General features: G+C 43.8%; 19 protein-coding genes. 13 read left to right on the forward strand and 6 right to left on the reverse strand.

What is annotated here, in order from left to right; genetic code table 11:
- Window positions 1–139: 139 nt before the first annotated feature.
- Together Q9312_RS04675 and Q9312_RS04680 are read left to right on the forward strand one after the other, a co-directional pair.
- Window positions 140–790, forward strand: a complete 651-nt coding sequence (locus tag Q9312_RS04675) for a fused MFS/spermidine synthase (protein WP_309203416.1) — start codon at window positions 140–142, stop codon at window positions 788–790.
- Window positions 791–807: 17 nt separating this feature from the next.
- Window positions 808–1,704: a spermidine synthase gene (locus Q9312_RS04680; RefSeq protein WP_309203417.1), complete on the forward strand. Its 897-nt coding sequence runs from the start codon at window positions 808–810 to the stop codon at window positions 1,702–1,704.
- Between the two features lie 45 nt (window positions 1,705–1,749).
- On the opposite strand, the gene Q9312_RS04685 is transcribed toward Q9312_RS04680, so the two are convergent.
- Together Q9312_RS04685 and Q9312_RS04690 are read right to left on the reverse strand one after the other, a co-directional pair.
- Window positions 1,750–2,910 (reverse strand): cystathionine gamma-synthase, encoded by a 1,161-nt coding sequence (locus Q9312_RS04685; protein WP_309203418.1) that lies wholly within the window; start codon window positions 2,908–2,910, stop codon window positions 1,750–1,752.
- Window positions 2,911–2,943: 33 nt separating this feature from the next.
- On the reverse strand, window positions 2,944–3,909 hold the full coding sequence (locus Q9312_RS04690; RefSeq protein ID WP_309203419.1) for a cysteine synthase A: 966 nt from the start codon (window positions 3,907–3,909) through the stop codon (window positions 2,944–2,946).
- 139 nt (window positions 3,910–4,048) lie between these two features.
- Here Q9312_RS04690 and pepE point away from each other — a divergent pair, with 139 nt between their 5' ends.
- Window positions 4,049–4,777: a dipeptidase PepE gene (gene pepE, locus Q9312_RS04695; protein WP_309203420.1), complete on the forward strand. Its 729-nt coding sequence runs from the start codon at window positions 4,049–4,051 to the stop codon at window positions 4,775–4,777.
- Here the strand turns inward: pepE and Q9312_RS04700 are convergent.
- Together Q9312_RS04700 and Q9312_RS04705 are read right to left on the reverse strand one after the other, a co-directional pair.
- A complete protein-coding gene (locus Q9312_RS04700; RefSeq protein ID WP_309203421.1) occupies window positions 4,758–6,029 on the reverse strand; it encodes a hypothetical protein in 1,272 nt (423 codons plus the stop codon). The two genes, pepE and Q9312_RS04700, sit on opposite strands and share 20 nt — an antisense overlap.
- A 786-nt stretch (window positions 6,030–6,815) precedes the next feature.
- Window positions 6,816–7,196, reverse strand: coding sequence for a chemotaxis response regulator CheY (locus Q9312_RS04705; RefSeq protein WP_309203422.1), 381 nt, complete (start codon window positions 7,194–7,196; stop codon window positions 6,816–6,818).
- Window positions 7,197–7,372: 176 nt separating this feature from the next.
- Between Q9312_RS04705 and cmoA the strand changes: the two genes are divergently transcribed.
- The 5 genes from cmoA (at window position 7,373) to Q9312_RS04730 (ending at window position 12,304) form a co-directional block, all read left to right on the forward strand.
- A complete protein-coding gene (gene cmoA, locus Q9312_RS04710; protein ID WP_309203423.1) occupies window positions 7,373–8,140 on the forward strand; it encodes a carboxy-S-adenosyl-L-methionine synthase CmoA in 768 nt (255 codons plus the stop codon).
- A gap of 9 nt (window positions 8,141–8,149) precedes the next feature.
- Window positions 8,150–9,124, forward strand: coding sequence for a tRNA 5-methoxyuridine(34)/uridine 5-oxyacetic acid(34) synthase CmoB (gene cmoB / locus Q9312_RS04715; RefSeq protein WP_309203424.1), 975 nt, complete (start codon window positions 8,150–8,152; stop codon window positions 9,122–9,124).
- Between the two features lie 87 nt (window positions 9,125–9,211).
- Window positions 9,212–9,886, forward strand: a complete 675-nt coding sequence (locus Q9312_RS04720; RefSeq protein WP_309203425.1) for an RluA family pseudouridine synthase — start codon at window positions 9,212–9,214, stop codon at window positions 9,884–9,886.
- 25 nt (window positions 9,887–9,911) lie between these two features.
- Window positions 9,912–10,772, forward strand: coding sequence for a sulfurtransferase (locus tag Q9312_RS04725; protein ID WP_309203426.1), 861 nt, complete (start codon window positions 9,912–9,914; stop codon window positions 10,770–10,772).
- A gap of 239 nt (window positions 10,773–11,011) precedes the next feature.
- Complete coding sequence (locus Q9312_RS04730) at window positions 11,012–12,304, forward strand: cyclic di-GMP phosphodiesterase (protein WP_309203427.1); 1,293 nt, start codon at window positions 11,012–11,014, stop codon at window positions 12,302–12,304.
- A gap of 8 nt (window positions 12,305–12,312) precedes the next feature.
- Here Q9312_RS04730 and trmB read toward each other — a convergent pair whose 3' ends face one another.
- Complete coding sequence (gene trmB, locus Q9312_RS04735) at window positions 12,313–12,963, reverse strand: tRNA (guanine(46)-N(7))-methyltransferase TrmB (RefSeq protein ID WP_309203428.1); 651 nt, start codon at window positions 12,961–12,963, stop codon at window positions 12,313–12,315.
- Between the two features lie 66 nt (window positions 12,964–13,029).
- Here trmB and Q9312_RS04740 point away from each other — a divergent pair, with 66 nt between their 5' ends.
- The 5 genes from Q9312_RS04740 (at window position 13,030) to Q9312_RS04760 (ending at window position 17,890) form a co-directional block, all read left to right on the forward strand.
- Window positions 13,030–14,418 carry a DUF4397 domain-containing protein gene (locus tag Q9312_RS04740; protein WP_309203429.1) on the forward strand — a complete coding sequence of 463 codons (1,389 nt, stop codon included), beginning with the start codon at window positions 13,030–13,032 and terminating at the stop codon, window positions 14,416–14,418.
- Window positions 14,419–14,505: 87 nt separating this feature from the next.
- Entirely contained in the window at window positions 14,506–15,126 is a 621-nt protein-coding gene (locus Q9312_RS04745) for an RNA polymerase sigma factor (protein ID WP_309203430.1), read from the forward strand.
- Window positions 15,123–15,752, forward strand: a complete 630-nt coding sequence (locus Q9312_RS04750) for a ChrR family anti-sigma-E factor (RefSeq protein WP_309203431.1) — start codon at window positions 15,123–15,125, stop codon at window positions 15,750–15,752. The genes Q9312_RS04745 and Q9312_RS04750 overlap by 4 nt, the downstream gene beginning before the upstream one ends.
- Window positions 15,753–15,815: 63 nt before the next feature.
- Window positions 15,816–16,640 carry a DUF3750 domain-containing protein gene (locus Q9312_RS04755; protein WP_309203432.1) on the forward strand — a complete coding sequence of 275 codons (825 nt, stop codon included), beginning with the start codon at window positions 15,816–15,818 and terminating at the stop codon, window positions 16,638–16,640.
- Between the two features lie 143 nt (window positions 16,641–16,783).
- Window positions 16,784–17,890 (forward strand): phosphoribosylaminoimidazolesuccinocarboxamide synthase, encoded by a 1,107-nt coding sequence (locus Q9312_RS04760; RefSeq protein WP_309203433.1) that lies wholly within the window; start codon window positions 16,784–16,786, stop codon window positions 17,888–17,890.
- Window positions 17,891–17,971: 81 nt separating this feature from the next.
- Here Q9312_RS04760 and Q9312_RS04765 read toward each other — a convergent pair whose 3' ends face one another.
- The gene (locus tag Q9312_RS04765; protein WP_309203434.1) at window positions 17,972–18,439 is read right to left on the reverse strand and encodes a hypothetical protein; all 468 of its coding nucleotides are present in this window, start codon (window positions 18,437–18,439) and stop codon (window positions 17,972–17,974) included.
- Between the last annotated feature and the right edge of the window lie 8 nt (window positions 18,440–18,447).

Below are 18,447 nucleotides of genomic sequence, written 5' to 3' on the forward strand. Positions count from 1 at the left end.
GCTCTGGGTTTAATCAAGTTCTGGGTTTAATCAAGTTCTGGGTTTAATCAAGTTCTGGGTTTAATCAAGTTCTGGGTTTAATCAAGTTCTGGGTTTAATCATATTCTGGTTACTTAAATAAAAATTTAAAAGAAAAATTATGAAGCATAACTTGAGTTTTCGTTTACATATCTTAGCCCTTGCTTTTTGTTGTGGCTTTTCAATCATGACAGTAGAGTTACTCGGCGGCAAAATAATGGCGCCTTACTTCGGAGGGAGCATTTATGTCTGGGGGAGTATCATAACGGTATTCATGCTAGCACTTTCGATAGGCTATTTGCTTGGAGGTCGCTGGTCGATCAACCAACCAAACACAAGAAAATATGGCAGTCTATTTATTTTTTCAGCGCTTCTTTTACTACCCATGATTTTTTTCGGTGATGCGATCATGAATGTGATATTCGCGCATGTTGAAGACCCTAGATTTGGTAGTTTGCTTGGAGCCAGCGGACTCTTTCTATTACCTACCATCGCTATGGGAATGATCGCCCCTTACTCAGTTCGATTACTTGTCCTTTCTACTGAGCACAGTGGTCAAACGGCCGGTTTTCTGTATTTCGTCTCAACCATAGGTAGTGCTCTTGGCACGATTATGACCTCTTTCTACTTGGTACTCTTTTTTGAAATTAACACGATTTTGTGGGTTGTATTCTTTACCTTCTTAATATGCGGTGGATCGATTGCTTTTCGCTCAGAATCGACAGATGAACTAGAGATAACAGACTCAAATGCATCACACGCAACCAGCTAGCAAGGGAATAGCCAACAATGAAAGCCACTTTACTTCTAACACTTGCATTTCTTAGCGTCTCTATTTTTGGTGCAGAAACGATACATACTGAGAAGTCCTTGTACCGAAATATAAGTATCACTAAAGAAGGCTCTAATTTATGCATGGTTTTTGAGACACGTAAGGAAAATCCCCCTTATCAAACCTGTCGTGATGAAAAACACCCTAAACACCTGGTATTTTCTTACACTCGGTTGATCATGTCCGGTTTAATTTATCAGCCCAAACCAGAAAGTATTTTAGTGGTCGGTCTCGGCGGTGGCACATTACCGATGACATTGGCCGAGTTACTTCCAAATGCCACAATTACATCGGTAGAGATTGATCCGGCTGTTATTAGGCTTGCCAAACACTATTTTGATTACCAAGAAAGCGAAAAAGTAAAAACCATAGAACGCGATGCGCGTTTATTCGTAAAACGACAGGGAATAAAAAAGCAAACCTATGACTGGGTGATTCTCGATGCATTCAACGGTGACTATATACCGGAACACTTGATGACTCAGGAATTTTTACAAGAAGTTAAAGCCGTACTTAGCCCCAATGGAATCGTCACCGCAAATACATTTAGCGAAAGTAAACTGTATGCTTATGAGTCAGCCACTTACCAGTCGGTTTTTGGAACCTTTTACAATCTAAAACGGAAGCATACTGGAAATCGAATCGTATTAGCGACAGCAAATGGTTCGCTAAAAGAGTTAGAAGAAATTGAAAACAATGCTGATGCCTTGTCGGATGCATTGCAAGTTTACGGCGTCAATACTCAGTGGATTTACAACCGTTTTTCAACTGAGCAAGATTGGAACGACGATCAAGAAGTTTTAACGGATCAATACTCGCCTGCTAATTTACTAAAATTTGATCGCGAAGACTGAGTTCGCGATCATTTGGTATTACGTTGATACAAAAGTTAGACTAATTTATCGTAACGCTTGATCAATATCTCTCATCAAATCTTCAGGATCTTCTATACCAACAGACAAACGTACCAGAGCGTCAGTAATGCCCAATTGATTACGAGTTTTTTCTGGAACCGAGGCATGCGTCATTATCGCTGGATGGTTAACCAAGCTTTCTACGCCTCCCAAGCTTTCAGCCAAAGCAAATATTTTCAAGTTTTCCATAAAAGAACGGGCTTTCTTTAAGCCGCCTTTGACCTGAACTGAAATCATCCCACCCCAGCCTTTCATTTGTGTCGTTGCTAATTCATGCTGCGGATGAGAAGTAAGCCCAGGATAAAAAACACGTTCGATTTGCGGATGTGCTTCAAGCCAATTAGCTATTCTTAAACCGCTTTCATTGTGCCTTTCCATTCGTAGCGCAAGAGTCTTTAGCCCTCTTAATGCTAAATATGAGTCAAAAGGTCCTTGTACGGCTCCCGCTGAATTTTGTAAAAATGCCATTTGTTCCGCTAATTCAGCGTTATCCCCAACCACTGCCAAACCGCCGACCATATCAGAATGCCCATTGATGTACTTAGTTGCCGAGTGCATAACCAGATCGAAACCAAAGTTTAGTGGTTGCTGATTGTAAGGTGTAGCGAATGTATTATCTGCGACCGCTATTAACTTATGTTTTTTAGCAAACTCAGCAATCTTTTTTAAGTCAACAACTTTTAGCATCGGGTTGGTTGGCGTTTCAACCCAAATCATTTTTGTATTCGGCTTTAACGCACTCTCTAAATTAGATAAGTCACTTAAATCAACAAATGAAAAATCGAGATTAGCGGTACGCTTTCGAACTTTATCAAACAGGCGAAACGTTCCACCATAAAGATCGTCCATCGCTATAACATGATCACCTGCGTCTAATAACTCTAGTATGGTCGCCGTTGCAGCCATACCCGATGCGAAAGCAAAACCTCGACTGCCATTCTCAAGATCGGCAACACATCGCTCATAAGCAAATCGAGTTGGGTTTTGTGTTCTTGAATATTCAAACCCCGTATGTTCACCCGGGCTTCGTTGAACATAGGTAGATGTTTGGTAGATTGGAGGCATAACTGCGCCAGTCGTCGGATCTGGCGCCTGCCCCGCATGAATAACACGGGTGTCAAAACTTAAATCTTTATGATCGGACATAACGTTAACTCTCGTAATTAATTTCAATAATTCTTAAATGTATTGGTTTTGCTTCATCCAGTCGTCATTGTACATTTTTGATAGATATCGATTTCCGGTATCACACGCCAAGGTAACGACTCGCTTCTTCTCTGTCTGCTCACGACAGTACTGAAGAGCCGCAGCAATCAAAGTGCCGCTAGAAGAACCACACATCACCCCTTCTTTCAATAAAATGTCTCTCGCAACCGACAGTGCTTCTTTATCGCTTACGGTGTAGGCCTTATCAAGCAAGCTCATATCACAGATGTCAGGAATAAAGTCTTCGCCAATTCCTTCGACCACCCAGCTTCCAGCTTCCGTCATTTCACCGGTTTCATGGTAGTGGGTAAGAACCGATCCTTCCGGGTCAGCTAAGACCATTTCGACCTTTGGGTTTTGTTGTTTTAAATACCGTCCAACGCCAGTTAATGTTCCGCCAGAACCAACGCCACAAACGAAAGCGTCGACTTGTCCATTCAAATCACGCCAAATTTCAGGGCCAGTAGTCTCAAAGTGCGCTTGCCAGTTAGCGTCATTAGAAAACTGGTTGATATAAAAAGCGCCTTCTTCTTTGGCAATTCGCTCTGCCACTTCTTGATAATACTCAGGATGGCCTTTTACCACATCTGAACGCGTGCGAATCACATCCGCGCCCATCGCACGAACGTTGTACTCTTTTTCCATACTCATTTTATCTGGCATGACGATGATTAATCGATAACCCTTTTGCGCAGCGACCAAAGCCAGACCCAAGCCGGTGTTTCCTGCCGTTGCCTCAACGAGCGTGTCTCCGGGCTTAATCTTGCCTGCTTTTTCGGCCGTTTCAATCATTTTTAAAGCAATGCGATCTTTAATCGAGTTTCCAGGATTCATCAGCTCAAGCTTTAAATACAACTCGCAAGGACCAGTGTCTAGATGGCTGACTCGAACCAACGGAGTATTTCCGATCATTTCCAAAACGTTTTGATAAACCTTCATAGCAACTCTTTATTAACTGGCTAAAAACGCCGACAATTTAACATATTGGAGAAAAGAACACATTCTTCAATTCGAACTGGGTTTAAAATACGTTAAAATTTAGGAAATTTTGTAGAGTGAATGGACGAATATGCGATCTATGCGGCAATTATTATTACTAAGCAGTTCAAGAGAAGGACAAAGCGGTTACCTCGAAACAGCACAACTGCAAATTAAGGCCTTTTTAAAGGAGTGTGATTTCAGTTCAAACGACGAAATTCTCTTTATTCCCTTCGCAGGGGTCAGCATCGACTATGATCAATACCACGATATGGTCCAACAAGCCCTGCAAGCCAGTGACATAAAAGTTACCGCACTTCACCACAGCGAAGATCCTGCAACAGCCATCAAGAAGGCCAAAGCAATCATGGTCGGTGGAGGAAACACATTTCACTTACTCCATCAACTTTACCAGTTTGAATTATTAGGTTTAATTCGTGATGCTGTGATTGCGGGCGTTCCCTATATTGGTTGGAGCGCCGGATCAAATATTGCGGCTCCAAATATTAAAACGACGAACGATATGCCGATTGTTCAACCTCCCTCTTTCCATGCGTTACATCTAGTACCTTTCCAAATCAATCCACACTATATAGATCAACATCCGCCTGGATTTAATGGTGAAACTCGCGAACAACGGATCAATGAGTTTTTGCTGGTTAACCCTGACTCTAAAGTCGTCGGCTTGCCAGAAGGCTCTGCACTGAAAATATTCGATAACCGTGTCGAGCTACTAGGCAACCATCAAGCCTTTATTTTTGCTGACGGTAAAAAAGACGCTCTCGATGTCAGCCAACTCGAAAAAATGCTTAAGGAATCTCTGGACTAGTCACATACCTAGACGATTCTTGCTGAGTGCTAAGCTTCTTTTGCTCGCTCACAAGCCATAGGTCATTTGACAGCTCGGAGCGCGCCAGAGCGGGTTCTCCGAGAGCTATGGCTAATTGCTCAACATCCGATCGAAGCTCGACAACTTGAAGCTCATTAAATAGATCATTTCGACTCGCTCGGATATAAACCATATCCGAAATGATTTGCTGCAAATAAACCGGAGTCGCCTGTTGTTGATTAACAGCAAGAGCGCGGCTTGATAGATCCGTCTTCAATTGCTCTCTCACCGCAATTAATTGGTCATAAATCGCCTCTTCTCTGTCGGAAAGAGGATGTTTCAGCTTTCTTAGCAAAATATCAGTGTACTTGACGGCAAGTTTATCTTGGCTCCAATCGGCCCACTTCTCCCAGCGCGCACTCGGTTTCATATGTCTTAAAGTATCAGCAACGAGTAAATGCACAAGCGTCGGCATGTCAGTCATTGAATCCAGTCTTAGGGAGCGGATAGCTGGTTGCAAGTAGGTTAAAAATTCAGACGAGTAATGCAGCGCGTCACCATCAAAAAACTCTTGCCGCCGCATCCGAATTTGTTGTTGCAAAGCCTTAGTTGTTGGTATTTTTTGTGATCGCGCTAATACAGCAAACAAATCAGCATATACCTCTCCTAGTACGCCACCATAGGTTTCAAAACAATGTCCAACTTCATGCCACAGAACCATTTCTTGGTAGTCACGCTCTAGGTTCTGAAATGGATGGTAGTTATAGCGAGTGAGCTGATTGAACACTCCACCATGAGCCACTAACTCTTGATATCCCTCTCCGACCGAAACAACACAAGGTAGATTTAAGTTATCGGGCTGCTTAACTGAAAAACCTAAGTGTGACGATGAATATATTAAGCCTTGCTGATAACGACGCCACCAATCATCAGTCGACTTTTCGACAGGTAGTATAAAGGTGTGTAGAAGTTTCTCACGCGCTTCTAATGCTTGCTGTTGATGAGGGGATAAAACAACGATCGGACGATTAAATTGCTCGGAAATATTGATTGAATCAACGGACAGTTGATTCGTCGATAAAAAATACTGCTGCCAAGTTTTTGAGGTTTTCTGATGTAATTCACCGGAGGGTCTTTGTTGGTTTTCAATGACTATTTCGACAGACTTGGAAGTTAGCTCACTAGACACAGTTATTGAAGAAGAAGCGCTCGCAAGCAAGGCACCAATGATTTGATTGACCATTCTCTTCATTTTCAAATTCCCCTATCTACTACTGCTATCGATACTCCAAAGGTAAGAGGAAACCTCAATTCAACACACTACAGCTATTTCAACCCACCACAGGTATTTCAACCCACCACGGGTATTTCAACCCGCCAAAGGTATTTCAACAAAGTTCTCTGCGACCAAGTGACGGTGTGAAAGATTGAAAGAATAAAAGGCTACACCATCGATTCATTAGCTCGATTCATCTGACTCCGATTCATCTGACTCCGGTTCATCTGACTCCGGTTCACTCAACTAGGCTCTCGTTTAGTCAACCGCTCGTATAGTCATCTCAACAAGCGCAAAGCTCTCACAATCTTAAGTTTAGATAGCATTGAAATAGTCGCCAAGCGCTTTGGGAGCAAAGACAGGTTGTCATTGAGTTGTAATAAATACGATTTCTTTTTCAAATCAAAGAGATAGTATGGGTAATTAGCAATATCGGCATCAAAACTGTCACAAAAGCTTCACACCGAAGACTTAACTTTGACTATTTTTTATGCTCTAAAAATTAATCTTTGATTGAAAAGGATCAGGGAATATTCTGTTCGAGTCTCATATTGACGATGAAGAATCCCTGTATGCAATAGACGAATTTCTTAACTAAGAACGAACTCGAGCATTATGATGAATATTCGTGCGCTGGGATGGATATTCGTGCACTGGGATGGATATTCGTGCACTGGGATGGATAATCAAGCTCAGCTTATACAAACAGTTGATGACCCATGCGGAACGCATAAGCTACATCACTAAAAATCCAACTCTATCTCAAGCTCCTACGGTATTTCGGTTTAAAATTTTGTCGAGTTTTTCTTTTAGAGTGGTGGCATTAAACGGCTTAACGATGTATCCATTGACGCCCGCTTGAGCGGCTTGAACAATCTGCTCCTTGCGCGACTCTGCCGTTACCATTAACACCGGTAGGTCGTCAAAACCGTACTGTTTACGAATTTCGACCAACAACTCGATGCCCGTCATGTTTGGCATATTCCAATCAGTGATGACAAAGTCAATGTTACCCGACTTCAAAAGGTTCAATGCTTGCTTGCCGTCTTCGGCCTCAACAACGTTGTCATACCCAACATCACGGAGCAAGTTTTTGATAATACGGCGCATGGTTGAAAAATCATCAACGACAAGGAACTTCATGAAATACTAATCTCGGTTAAATTTTATCGCTATTTTAAACTGAATTGTCGCAGAAACAAGAGCTGAAACCAACCGTTTCAGAAACTCCTGTCACAGGGCTCAAAATAACATTAAATACTGCCAAATTGAGTCAATTTTTGCTATCTTAGCGTCTGTTTACTAACGCCGAAAAAATCATGACTTCTGAATCAACTAAGCCTGGACCAGGCAAGCCTAAAGATAGTGGACGCGATAATATTTTCACCGCTCCCGGCACTACTTCACCCTTTCGCTTTGACGAGCAGGTTGCTGCGGTGTTTCCTGATATGATTCAGCGGTCGGTTCCAGGGTACAGCTTTATCATCTCTGGAATTGCTGGTTTAGCGCAAAAATTTATACAACCCAATACGCAAGCTTATGATCTTGGTTGCAGCCTTGGAGCTGCAGCTCTCGCCATGAGTCGTGGAAGCCAACACACAAATATACCAATTATCGGCATCGATAATTCTTCAGCCATGGTTGAGCGTTGCCGCCTGTTCATTGAAGGCTATCGCCACAAAAACCCCATTCAGATCCATTGTCAAAATATTCAAGAAACCACCATTTCACAAGCTTCGATGGTCGTCTTAAACTTTACCTTACAATTCATTGAACAAAGTGAACGCCAAGCGATTATTGAACATATCTATGACGGACTGGAACCGGGAGGCGCTTTGATTTTGTCTGAAAAAATTGTTGCTTCAGATCCCGCTGTCAATGAACTGCTCATTAAGTTACATCATGACTTCAAACGAGCTAATGGCTACAGTGATTTAGAAATTAGCCAAAAACGAACGGCTCTAGAAAATGTGCTGGTACCAGAAACCTTAGAAACCCATCATCTAAGATTAAAAAATGCCGGGTTCAAAGTGAGTGAAGTATGGCATCAACAATTTAATTTCTGCTCGATACTGGCGATAAAATAAGTAACCTCTATGATCAACCTCGATGAACTTTTCCAAGACTTAGCGTCAACTCGGTTACATTTTTGGACAAACGATCTCCGCTCAGCCCTAGAACGACGCTTTGAAGATTATACGCACGGTGAATTAAACGAGTGGCTCGAACTACAACAAGAATTACCCGAAATTACACCGAGTAAATTCGACTTTAACGGCTCCGTATCGATCGGCCAAGTATCAGATTGTAGCGACGTAGAACGAAGCTTACTCAAAAAGCTGTTAATGCCGCTGCACCCTTGGCGAAAAGGTCCTTTCAATTTGTTCGGATTAAACATTGATACTGAGTGGCGATCGGACTGGAAATGGGATCGACTGAAACCCCATATTTCACCTCTCGAAAATCGTTTAGTCCTCGATGTTGGATGTGGCAATGGCTATCATTGCTGGCGAATGCATGGCGCTGGCGCTCGCTTGGTTATAGGTATTGATCCATCGCAAAAGTTTCTCATGCAATTCCAATCCATCAAACATTATGCCGGGCAACGGCCCGTGCACTTGCTTCCGGTCGGTGTCGAGTACATGCCAGAAGATATGGGTAAACAAGGCTTCGATACGGTTTTTTCTATGGGTGTTTTATATCACCGAAAATCACCCATTGAGCATATTCAACACCTGAAGCGCTTACTAAGGCCTGGCGGAGAAATCGTATTAGAGACATTGGTCGTCGATGGCGACAAAGACACCGTGTTCGTTCCATCAGGTCGTTATGCGCAAATGCGCAACGTGTGGTTTTTACCTTCGGCCCTTGCTTTGGAGCATTGGCTGACAAGATGCGGGTTTAAAAATGTACGAACGGTCGACCTCAACCGAACCTCTCTCGATGAGCAGCGAGCAACCGAGTGGATGACCTTCCACTCACTTGCCGACTACATGGATCCAAATGATCCTCTCAAAACCGTCGAAGGACATCCTGGCCCAACACGAGCCATCGTCGTCGCGGAGGCTTAGCGTGATCGCCACAGATGCCATAGCAAGTCGGTGTTTAATTCAATCTAAAGTATCCTCTCTCTTACTACACGCAATCGGGCGCCAGTTTTGATCTCTCTATCACTTGATAGATTCATTCATTATCTTGATGACGACTTGGTGGTGATCAACAAACCGGCGGGCATGCCCAGTGTTCCAGGCAAGAATCCTCATTTTCCTCACAATCTCTATCATTGGTTACAGAATGAAATGCCGCCGATTTATGTTGTCCATCGACTCGACACCAATACCTCAGGATTGATTGTCTTTGCACGTACGCGGCGCGCCCAGTCACTAATTAGCCAGCAGTTTCAAAACCGCCACATCAATAAAACTTACTTTGCTCTCGTGCAGGGTCGACCAAAGCAAAACTACATTGAAGTGCATTATCCGATTGCCAGTGATTGGCCTCGTCGGCCACTCCAAAAGCTAGATTGGAACACAGGAAAACCGTGTCTCACCCAATTAATCGTGGCAGAAAACCGCGAAAACCATACATTAGTAGAACTTCATCCAATCACTGGACGCTCACATCAACTCCGTATTCATTGTGCATTACTGGGGCTTCCCATTGTTGGCTGTGAACTTTACGCGACGCCGGATCCTGGAGCTTTCGGTCGTTTCATTCCCCCCCTTCAAGTGTCGGATAAGCAGCTACACTTACATGCTGCCAAACTGGAAATTACTCAACCAACGACGGCTGAGCGCTTAATCTTTGAAGCGACAGCCGAGTTTATGAAGTAAATTAATTAGGAGTGAAGTAACCCCAATGGAACTTAACGAACTATTTATTTCACCGACCGTATTGCATGAACTTTGCCTTCAAGACAAGGCCCCTTTTATATTCGACTGCCGTTTCTCCCTAGCGGTCGCCAACCGACCGGCAAAGTCTCGCGAGTTCTATGAAGAAAGTCACTGGCCAGGCGCGCGCTATTTACATTTAGAAGAAGATCTCAGCGCTCCACTGTTCGAGAAAAGTAGTCGTCATCCATGGCCCAGTCAAAATCAGGTTGAGCACTTGGCAACTCGATTAAATCTTACCAAAGACAGCCGCTTAGTCTTTTACGATGATGGGAAATATGCATTTGCTGGTCGAGCTTGGCTAATTTTTAAACTCGCAGGCTTTCACAGAAGTCGAATACTCTGGGGTGGGTTTAATCCAAACTTACCCAGGTCTAGTGCAAGTGAGCCAGAATTAATTGAACCAGAATCAATTGAGCCAGAATCGTTCTTGACCAGCAACGACCCTTTAAGTGCAACCCCCGTCCCAATCCGTTTAATTGATCGAACAAGGTTAGCAACAGCACAATCAACACTGATCGATGCGCGGGAAGCTATACGGTATCGAGGCGAATCCGAGCCAATAGACCCTGTGGCGGGCACCATCAAAGGAGCCGTAAACTTCCCATGGCTAGACAGTTTTGATGAAAACGGGGCGTTTCGTCCGGTGGTTTGGCATCAACAACGCTGGCAATCGACGGCTCAAAACCCTCCTCCTATTCACTTTTGTGGCTCAGGCGTTACAGCGATAGTGAATTTGCTGTCGGCATTGCTGGCTGACTCGCACGAACTTTTACTCTATCCGGGAGGCTGGAGTGAATACCTACATTTCATCCCTCTTTCCGATTAGTAACGACGAAAGTCGAATTTGCTTGAGATAAACACTGATTACGAGATAAAAACGAGAACTAAGTCGTTATTTATACTTGAAAATTTGGTTATATTGCCGATAATTGATGAGAGGTTCGTCAAATCAAATAAGGCGCTAAATGGATTGCCAAGCTAATTTCTCCAGACTCGGCTAGAGTCATCGTTGAGATGAAAGGTTGACGAAGTATATGAACCACTGTTTGGCATAGGCTAAGAAGCATGCACTTAAAGACACAACAAATCTCCGTTTCTAACCTAGAGATAGGAATGTATGTTTCTCGCCTAGATGTACCCTGGGTTAAGACCCCTTTCCCCATTCAAGGTTTCTACGTTACCAAGCAAGACGAAATCAATCTGTTAGCTCAGTACTGCAACCATGTGTATATCGATACCATCTTAAGTAAGATGGATGGCAGTGCTATTAAGCATTCTAAGCCCGCGGTTGGACCGAAAGGAACCCTTGATCCAAAAACTGAAAAGCTAATGAATGAAAAGGCTCGAATGAAGTCTCGAGCTGAAAACTACCAAGTTACGACACCAATTAAAAAAGAACTAAAAACCGCTGAAAAGATTTATAACAACGTTACTGCAACGGTTTCAAACGCGATGTCTCTGATCGAAAGCGGCGAGCCTATTCAAATAAATCAAGTTGAGAAATCCATTCGTAAGATGGTCGACTCAGTGATTCGAAATCCGGATGCGCTCATCTGGATGTGTCGGATACGGCAAGAAAATGCCCATTTATTCGAAAGCTCAATTCGCGCCTCTGTATGGGGGCTAGTCTTTGCGCGACATCTTGGCTTATCGAGAAAAGACCTTAATGATGTGGGTGCAGCGCTCATACTCTCTTCAATCGGAAAATCTAAGCTACCTCGAGAGTTACACATAGGTGAACTAGAAGAAAGTGAACAAGAAGCTTACAAACAACATATTGAAAAAACCCTTGAAGAGCTTGAATACATGGGTGCCGTCAATGGGCAAATTAAATTCATAATCAGTAATTATTGTGAACGAAATAATGGTTCAGGTTATCCTCGAGGACTTATTGGCAATCGAATCCCTTTCTTAGCTCGAATAGCCGGACTGGCCGACTATTACGAACAGATGATTAATCCACGCCCGGGCGTTGAGGCACTCACTCCAGTAGAAGCCGTCGCCGATCTCTACCACAACCGAGGAATTTTATTCCAACGAGAAATCATCGAAGCCTACATTCAAGCCATAGGGATCTACCCAACGGGTAGCTTAGTCGAACTTTCTGATCATTCGATCGGCATTGTACTCGAGCAAAAAGAAAAAGCGCGTTTACGACCCAAAGTTGCTCTGGTAAGAAATAACTATGGCATTGACTTGGAGCAATCCAAAATTATTGATTTGTCTGAAACGCCCAGCGACGAAAATGGCGCTCCTTTAGAGGTTCTGCAAAGTTTGCCTTCGTCGGCCATTGAGGTAAACACCGATATTCTGACGGACAAACTATTCGGATTTAAGTGGTTTGGAATGGCCTCTTAGCCGGCGCTTTAGCTCTTCGCTTCAAATCGATACAGCGGCTGTCCACTTTCTTGATACTTCTTCTCAAATAAGGTCATGTTTTCGGTCGCTCGAAACTCCATTAAATCTCCTGTGTTCGAAGTTAACGCTTGCCAAGCGATGGCAAATTCCTCCACATAAGTACGCCAATTACTCCGCACTTCTATTTGCTCACTCAATTGCTTTAGCACAGGGAACACCGGATGCCCATGCCATCGGCGCTTTAAATGCTCCGACTTTGGCCACGGATTTGGATAGAAAATGCAGTGCCGGTAAAACTTAATGTCATGTTGTACAAACAGACGCCATAGATCTTCACAATTGGCCCTAACCAACACGACTTGCTCGTTTTTTGACGCCTGTTTAGACAGTCGTTTCGCAGACTGATCAATCCCAATAACTCTCCGCTCAGGGAAGCGCTCGGCAAGTTTAAAGCTGCTCATTCCGGTTCCACAACAGGAGTCTAAAATGGGTAGTTCTTCATCATCTTGTATAATCGACAAGATATTAACAAAAGCTTCTTTGTTATGGTTTTGTATAGGTTTTAAATAGTGATTATTCACATATTTTTCAACAAGATAAAGAAGATCGCCATGAACACCTTCTTGATCTGAAGTGATTTCTCTAGAATTTTTTTCCACAAAAGCTCCAAGTTGTATAAGCGCTCGTAAATGCAAGTCAGGTTTCTTAAACAAAGGGAAAAAATCATGAACAAGCCAATCAAGAATCTCTCGCGCTTCCTTTTAATGGCATCGAGTCTTTTTATGTTGCAAGCGTGCGACATTTTCGACGACGACAATGATAACGCAACCGAAACACCGACACCAATGGCCAAAGTCCAAGTGCTCCATACCTCGCCGGACGCCCCTATGGTAGACGTTTATGCTGGAGGCTCTCTTCTGTTAGAAGATTTTGACTATGCAACGGCAAGTGAGCGCCTTGATGTTCCTGCGGGCACTTTAAACGTCGATGTGCAAGGCATTCTTCCAGACGGCACGACTCCGAGCGTTATCGGGCCGGTCGACTTAACATTAAGTGAAGATCTCTTGTACAGCGTTTTAGCCATCGACTCTGTGAGCGACATAGATGCGCTAGTCGTTACTCGATCAACGACGGCCGTCAGTAGCGGCAACTTTCGAGCTCAAGTCGTCCACGCTGCACCTGATGCTCCAATGGTCGATGTCTATGTGACTGCACCCGGTGCAGATTTAGCCACTGAAGCAGCTCTGGGTACTTTTGAATTTCAAGGATCACTCGGCCCCGTTGAAGCCCCAGCAGGTGATTATCAGGTTCGCGTGACTCTCGCAGGGGATCCAGCAACGGTGGTTTTTGACTCAGGCACCATCGCTCTTACAGACGGCATGGATCTGACGATCGCAGCAATTGAGAACACACTAACCGGAGATGCTCCCATCAATTTACTCGTTGCGACGGCTTCTGGTTCATTAGTCATTCAAGACAGCGCTGCGCCAGCCGATTTGAGGGTCGTACATGCCTCACCGAACGCTCCAGCAGTTGATGTGATTGTAAACGACGGTCAAACCCCATTAGTGTCGAACCTTGCTTACCCAGATGCGACCGGGTTCGTTAGCGTTGATCCGGCTACCTACAACGTGAAAGTAGCGGCAACAGGCACCACCACCCCGGTAATCAATGCTGACTTAACACTAGAGCAAGGAGCAACTTACAGCGTTCTCGCCGTTAATGACCTGGATTCAATTGAAGCGTTAGTTCTAAATAGTGACCGACGTCGTGTTGCAACGGAGACCAAAATACAGGTCATTCATGGCGCTCCATCCGCTGGAACCGTCGACATTTATGTCACCGCTCAAGGAGCCGACATAACTAACTTAGACCCTGCAATCAGTGGTTTTGAATTCAAGGCGACCACCGATGGCTTCCTCTCTCTTCCCGCCGGAGATTACGATATTACGGTAACGGCGACAGGCACCAAAACCACCGCAATTGGACCATTATCGGTAACCTTATCGGCGAGTGGGCTCTACACCGTTATTGCAAGAGATGCAGCACGGCCTAATGAAGGTGATGCAGCAACGCCATTTGGTGTGATCCTTTTAGATGATTTCGGCGTATAACCTACCAGGCAATTAAAAACTTTCCTGAGATCGAAAGACCGGTCTCAGGAATCCTTGGTAAAACAACGATTTACATGTGGCTTAAATATGTCTAATGTAGTAGCAATCAATCACTTTCGAAGCAGAGACCTCGGATTGAAAGCATCCAAACAGGAAACATCTCCCCAGCAGCAAAATGATTTCTGGATCAGCTGCCTTATCGATGTTGCTAAGAATGGCAATCAGATGGCCTTTCAACGCTTGTTTCAACACTTTGCTCCAAAAATTAAAACATTTCTTCTGAAACAAGGCCTTAATGTGCAAGAGGCTGAAGAGCTGATGCAAGAAACCTTCATCAGTGTCTGGCGCTACGCAGACTACTTTGAAGCGAACAAAGGTCAGGTTTCAACTTGGATCTACACCATTGCTCGAAATAAAAAGCTCGATTACTTTCGCAAGTCGAATCGCCAAGTAACGACTACAGAAATGATTTCAGAAGACATCGCAGTAGAGTCTGGCAATCAGTTCTCCACGGTCATTGGCGATGAAATTAAAGACTTCTTACCACAGCTACCACCAGAACAAGTGGAGGTTATTACTAAAGTCTACTTCGAAGAATTGAGCCATCAAAAGGCGGCGGATGCCCTAAACATAACGCTAGGTACCGTAAAAGGTCGAATTCGCAGCGCAATCAACAACTTGAACAAACTTATGAGAGGTGATCAATGAGTTGTAATCATCACCCAAATTCAGAAACACTATTGCAGTATTCTGCGGGTCGCATCAGTGGTTTAAGCCGTTTAATGGTGAAACTGCACTGTAAAGTCTGTGAGCATTGCCAACATGCCGTCGATCAATTCGAGCAACTTGGTGGACAAGCTTTAGAATCAATGCCTGACACTCCCGTCAGCAGCGATGCTTTTGCCAATATTATGAGTCGAATTCATGCTGAGCCAACCATTAGTCAACCACGTGATAATGACTATTCCGCTCTGATAGAACGCATTCTCACCCGCGGTAGCAATGATAAACTCAACTGGCATTGGCGCACCAAGCGCTTCGCTGAAATCTTACTGCCCATATCTGACGATGGTCACGAGGCAAAACTGATTTATTTCAAAAAAGGTATGAAAGTCCCACAACATACTCACCGAGATAAAGAGTACACCCTCGTACTTAAAGGCTCCTTTGCCGATGACACGGGTGAATATAAACGCGGTGACTATGTCTGTAAAAGTGCGCTTGATGAGCATGCACCCATTGCAACAAGCGATTGCATTTGCTTGGCAATCACCACTCAACCGCTTAAGTTCACCGGCACGTTTGGGCCAGTGTTGAACTGGTTTTTAAACTAACCTCTTCCCTCATAGCGCAGGGTCTGGTGTAATAAGCCAACCTTGCGCAACCGAGTCTTGCAATTGAAACACAGCACTATTCTGGTCTTCATCTTAATTCTTCTAAGTGGCTGCCAGTCTTCACCCAACACAAATCAAAGCGTCACAGCGGGTAAACTTTCCCCTCCACCGCACCTCTACTCGCCAGCGATCATTCAAGTTTTTGGTGCGCGGACCAAAGGCGCTAAACAAGCGTTGGCCATTCATACCTGGATCAGTACCAAAAGAGCTAACGCAAAAGAGTACACCAGCTACGAGATCATTGGATGGCGTTTACGTCGAGGCCCAACCGCCCTCGTTGTTCGCCAAGGTAATCCCGATCGTGATTGGTGGGGAAGCCAACCACAGCTGCTCCTAGATAAACGCGGAGAACAGGTTGAAGAGCTCATCAATAAAATTGAACAGGCAGTAGCAGACTACCCCTACAAAACGGAGTATCATGCGTGGCCTGGCCCCAATAGTAATACCTTTACCGCGTTTATTGCTCGTGCCGTTCCGGAATTAAAACTGGATCTGCCTTCAACCGCAATCGGCAAAGATTATCGCGACGTAGCCGATGTTGTCGGAATGTCTCCTAGTGGACAAGGCGTGCAATTTAGTCTTTGGGGTCTACTCGGCGTTACTGCTGGAATACAAGAAGGGCTTGAGTTAAATATTTTAGGACTTAACTTTGAGTTAGATGTTTTCGACTTAGCACTTGAATTACCCGGAGTTGGTCGGTTAGGGTTCAGCGAAACCGATGAACAGGAGGTTATTGCTGAAAATCAGCGTTTATTAGATGAAGAAAAGGCGATTGCCAATAAAAACAAAAAGTCCGAAGAGCCTATCGCTACTCCTCCTGACGATTAACCATAAGCACCCCCGCCTTACTGAAGTTAACGCTCAATAGAACGAGGTTAGGCTCATTCAAGTTTGCTGTATCGCCTAGTATTTTCTGGTATTATCGCGCCTTGATTTGGCACAGAATTCAACTTAACTCACAGGCAAACCTCATGAGTATTGCAGACACTGTTTTAGCGGTAAATGATGACCTACCGATCCGAACTAATCGTCCAGTACACAGCGGTAAAGTCCGCTCCGTTTATTGGCTATCCGAAAACGATAGTGCACGATTGATCAAAGAGAAAGGTTATGACGTTGCTCCAGATGCGCCATTAGCCATCATGGTAATCAGCGACCGTATTTCAGCTTTTGATTGTATCTGGCATGGTGAAGGTGGACTCAACGGAGTCCCCGGTAAAGGTGCTGCATTAAATGCCATCAGCAATCATTGGTTCAGTTTATTTAAAGATCAGGGGCTTGCCGATAGCCACATACTTGATATTCCACATCCCTTTGTTTGGATTGTTCAAAAAGCTAAGCCAATTTATATCGAAGCCATTTGTCGGCAATACATCACCGGTTCTATGTGGCGAGCGTACGAAAAAGGTGAACGCGAATTCTGTGGAATTCAACTCCCTGATGGCTTACAAAAAGATCAAAAGTTACCCGAACTACTTATGACTCCTTCAACAAAAGGTATTTTGAAGGGTATTCCAGGGGTGCCAGAAGCCGACGACGTGAACATTTCTCGTCAAAATATCCTAGATAACTACGCCGCTTTCCAATTTAGTCGTGAGGGTGACGTCGAGCTTTATGAGAAATTATTAAAAGAAGGATTTCAGGTTATCAGTCAAGCACTCGAAAATATCGATCAGGTGTTCGTTGATACGAAATTTGAATTTGGATATGTTAATGACGCGAGCGGTAATGAAAAATTAATTTATATGGATGAAGTTGGAACGCCAGACTCATCTCGTATTTGGGACGGGCCTTCTTATCGAGAAGGTAAAATTGTTGAAAACTCAAAAGAAGACTTTCGGCAATTACTGTTAAATCACTTTAGTGATCCGGATATTTTATTGAATAAAGATCGAATGGATGAACGAAAAGCATTAGCTGAAAACAATGCGTTACCAGAAAGTGTGCTTATGGCAGTATCAAAAACCTATATTAACATTGCAGAAAAAATCATCGGCAAACCTTTAACGTTATCCGAGAATCCTAAAGCTGAAATTATTCAGGTGTTAAGAGAGCAATATGACTTAATCAATGATTAAGTTTTAATAAAAAAGGCTGCTATGCAGCCTTTTTTGTTCAGCTCGCGTAGTGTACCTAACCGATACACCACTCAAGAATACTTACTTCTGAGGTTTTAATTTTTCCCATAACACGTCAAAGTTCTCAATACGGTAAATGTTCGTATCATTAACATTTAACTGCCTTGCAAAACCACTGTCAGATATCTCCCAATTTTCAGCTTTACCTGAGTATAGGATATCTAGACGATATTCAAAGTTAGGCATCATTTTCACACGAATCAATTGTCGCTTGTGCAACGCCTCAAACACGCTTTGAACTTGGCTAGAAGAGAGAACCGTGTTGCGCTTGTCAGGACTCCTTATCGAATAAACTGTCATTGCAGATTTTTGCACCGGTCCTGGTGATTTAACATTCTTTCCTGAGCCACTGCTCTCGGTCACTTGTGGGGTATTAAGTTGTTCATCTTTGCAACTCGCTGTTAACGAGACAGTGACTCCCATCACCATGAGAGCAAAAACTCTGCAACCCCAATGAATCGTGTTTACCAACTTTCGCTTGTTAATCACCACCACCC

It is taken from the genome of Pleionea litopenaei (assembly GCF_031198435.1).
GTDB classification, from domain to species: domain Bacteria; phylum Pseudomonadota; class Gammaproteobacteria; order Enterobacterales; family Kangiellaceae; genus Pleionea; species Pleionea litopenaei.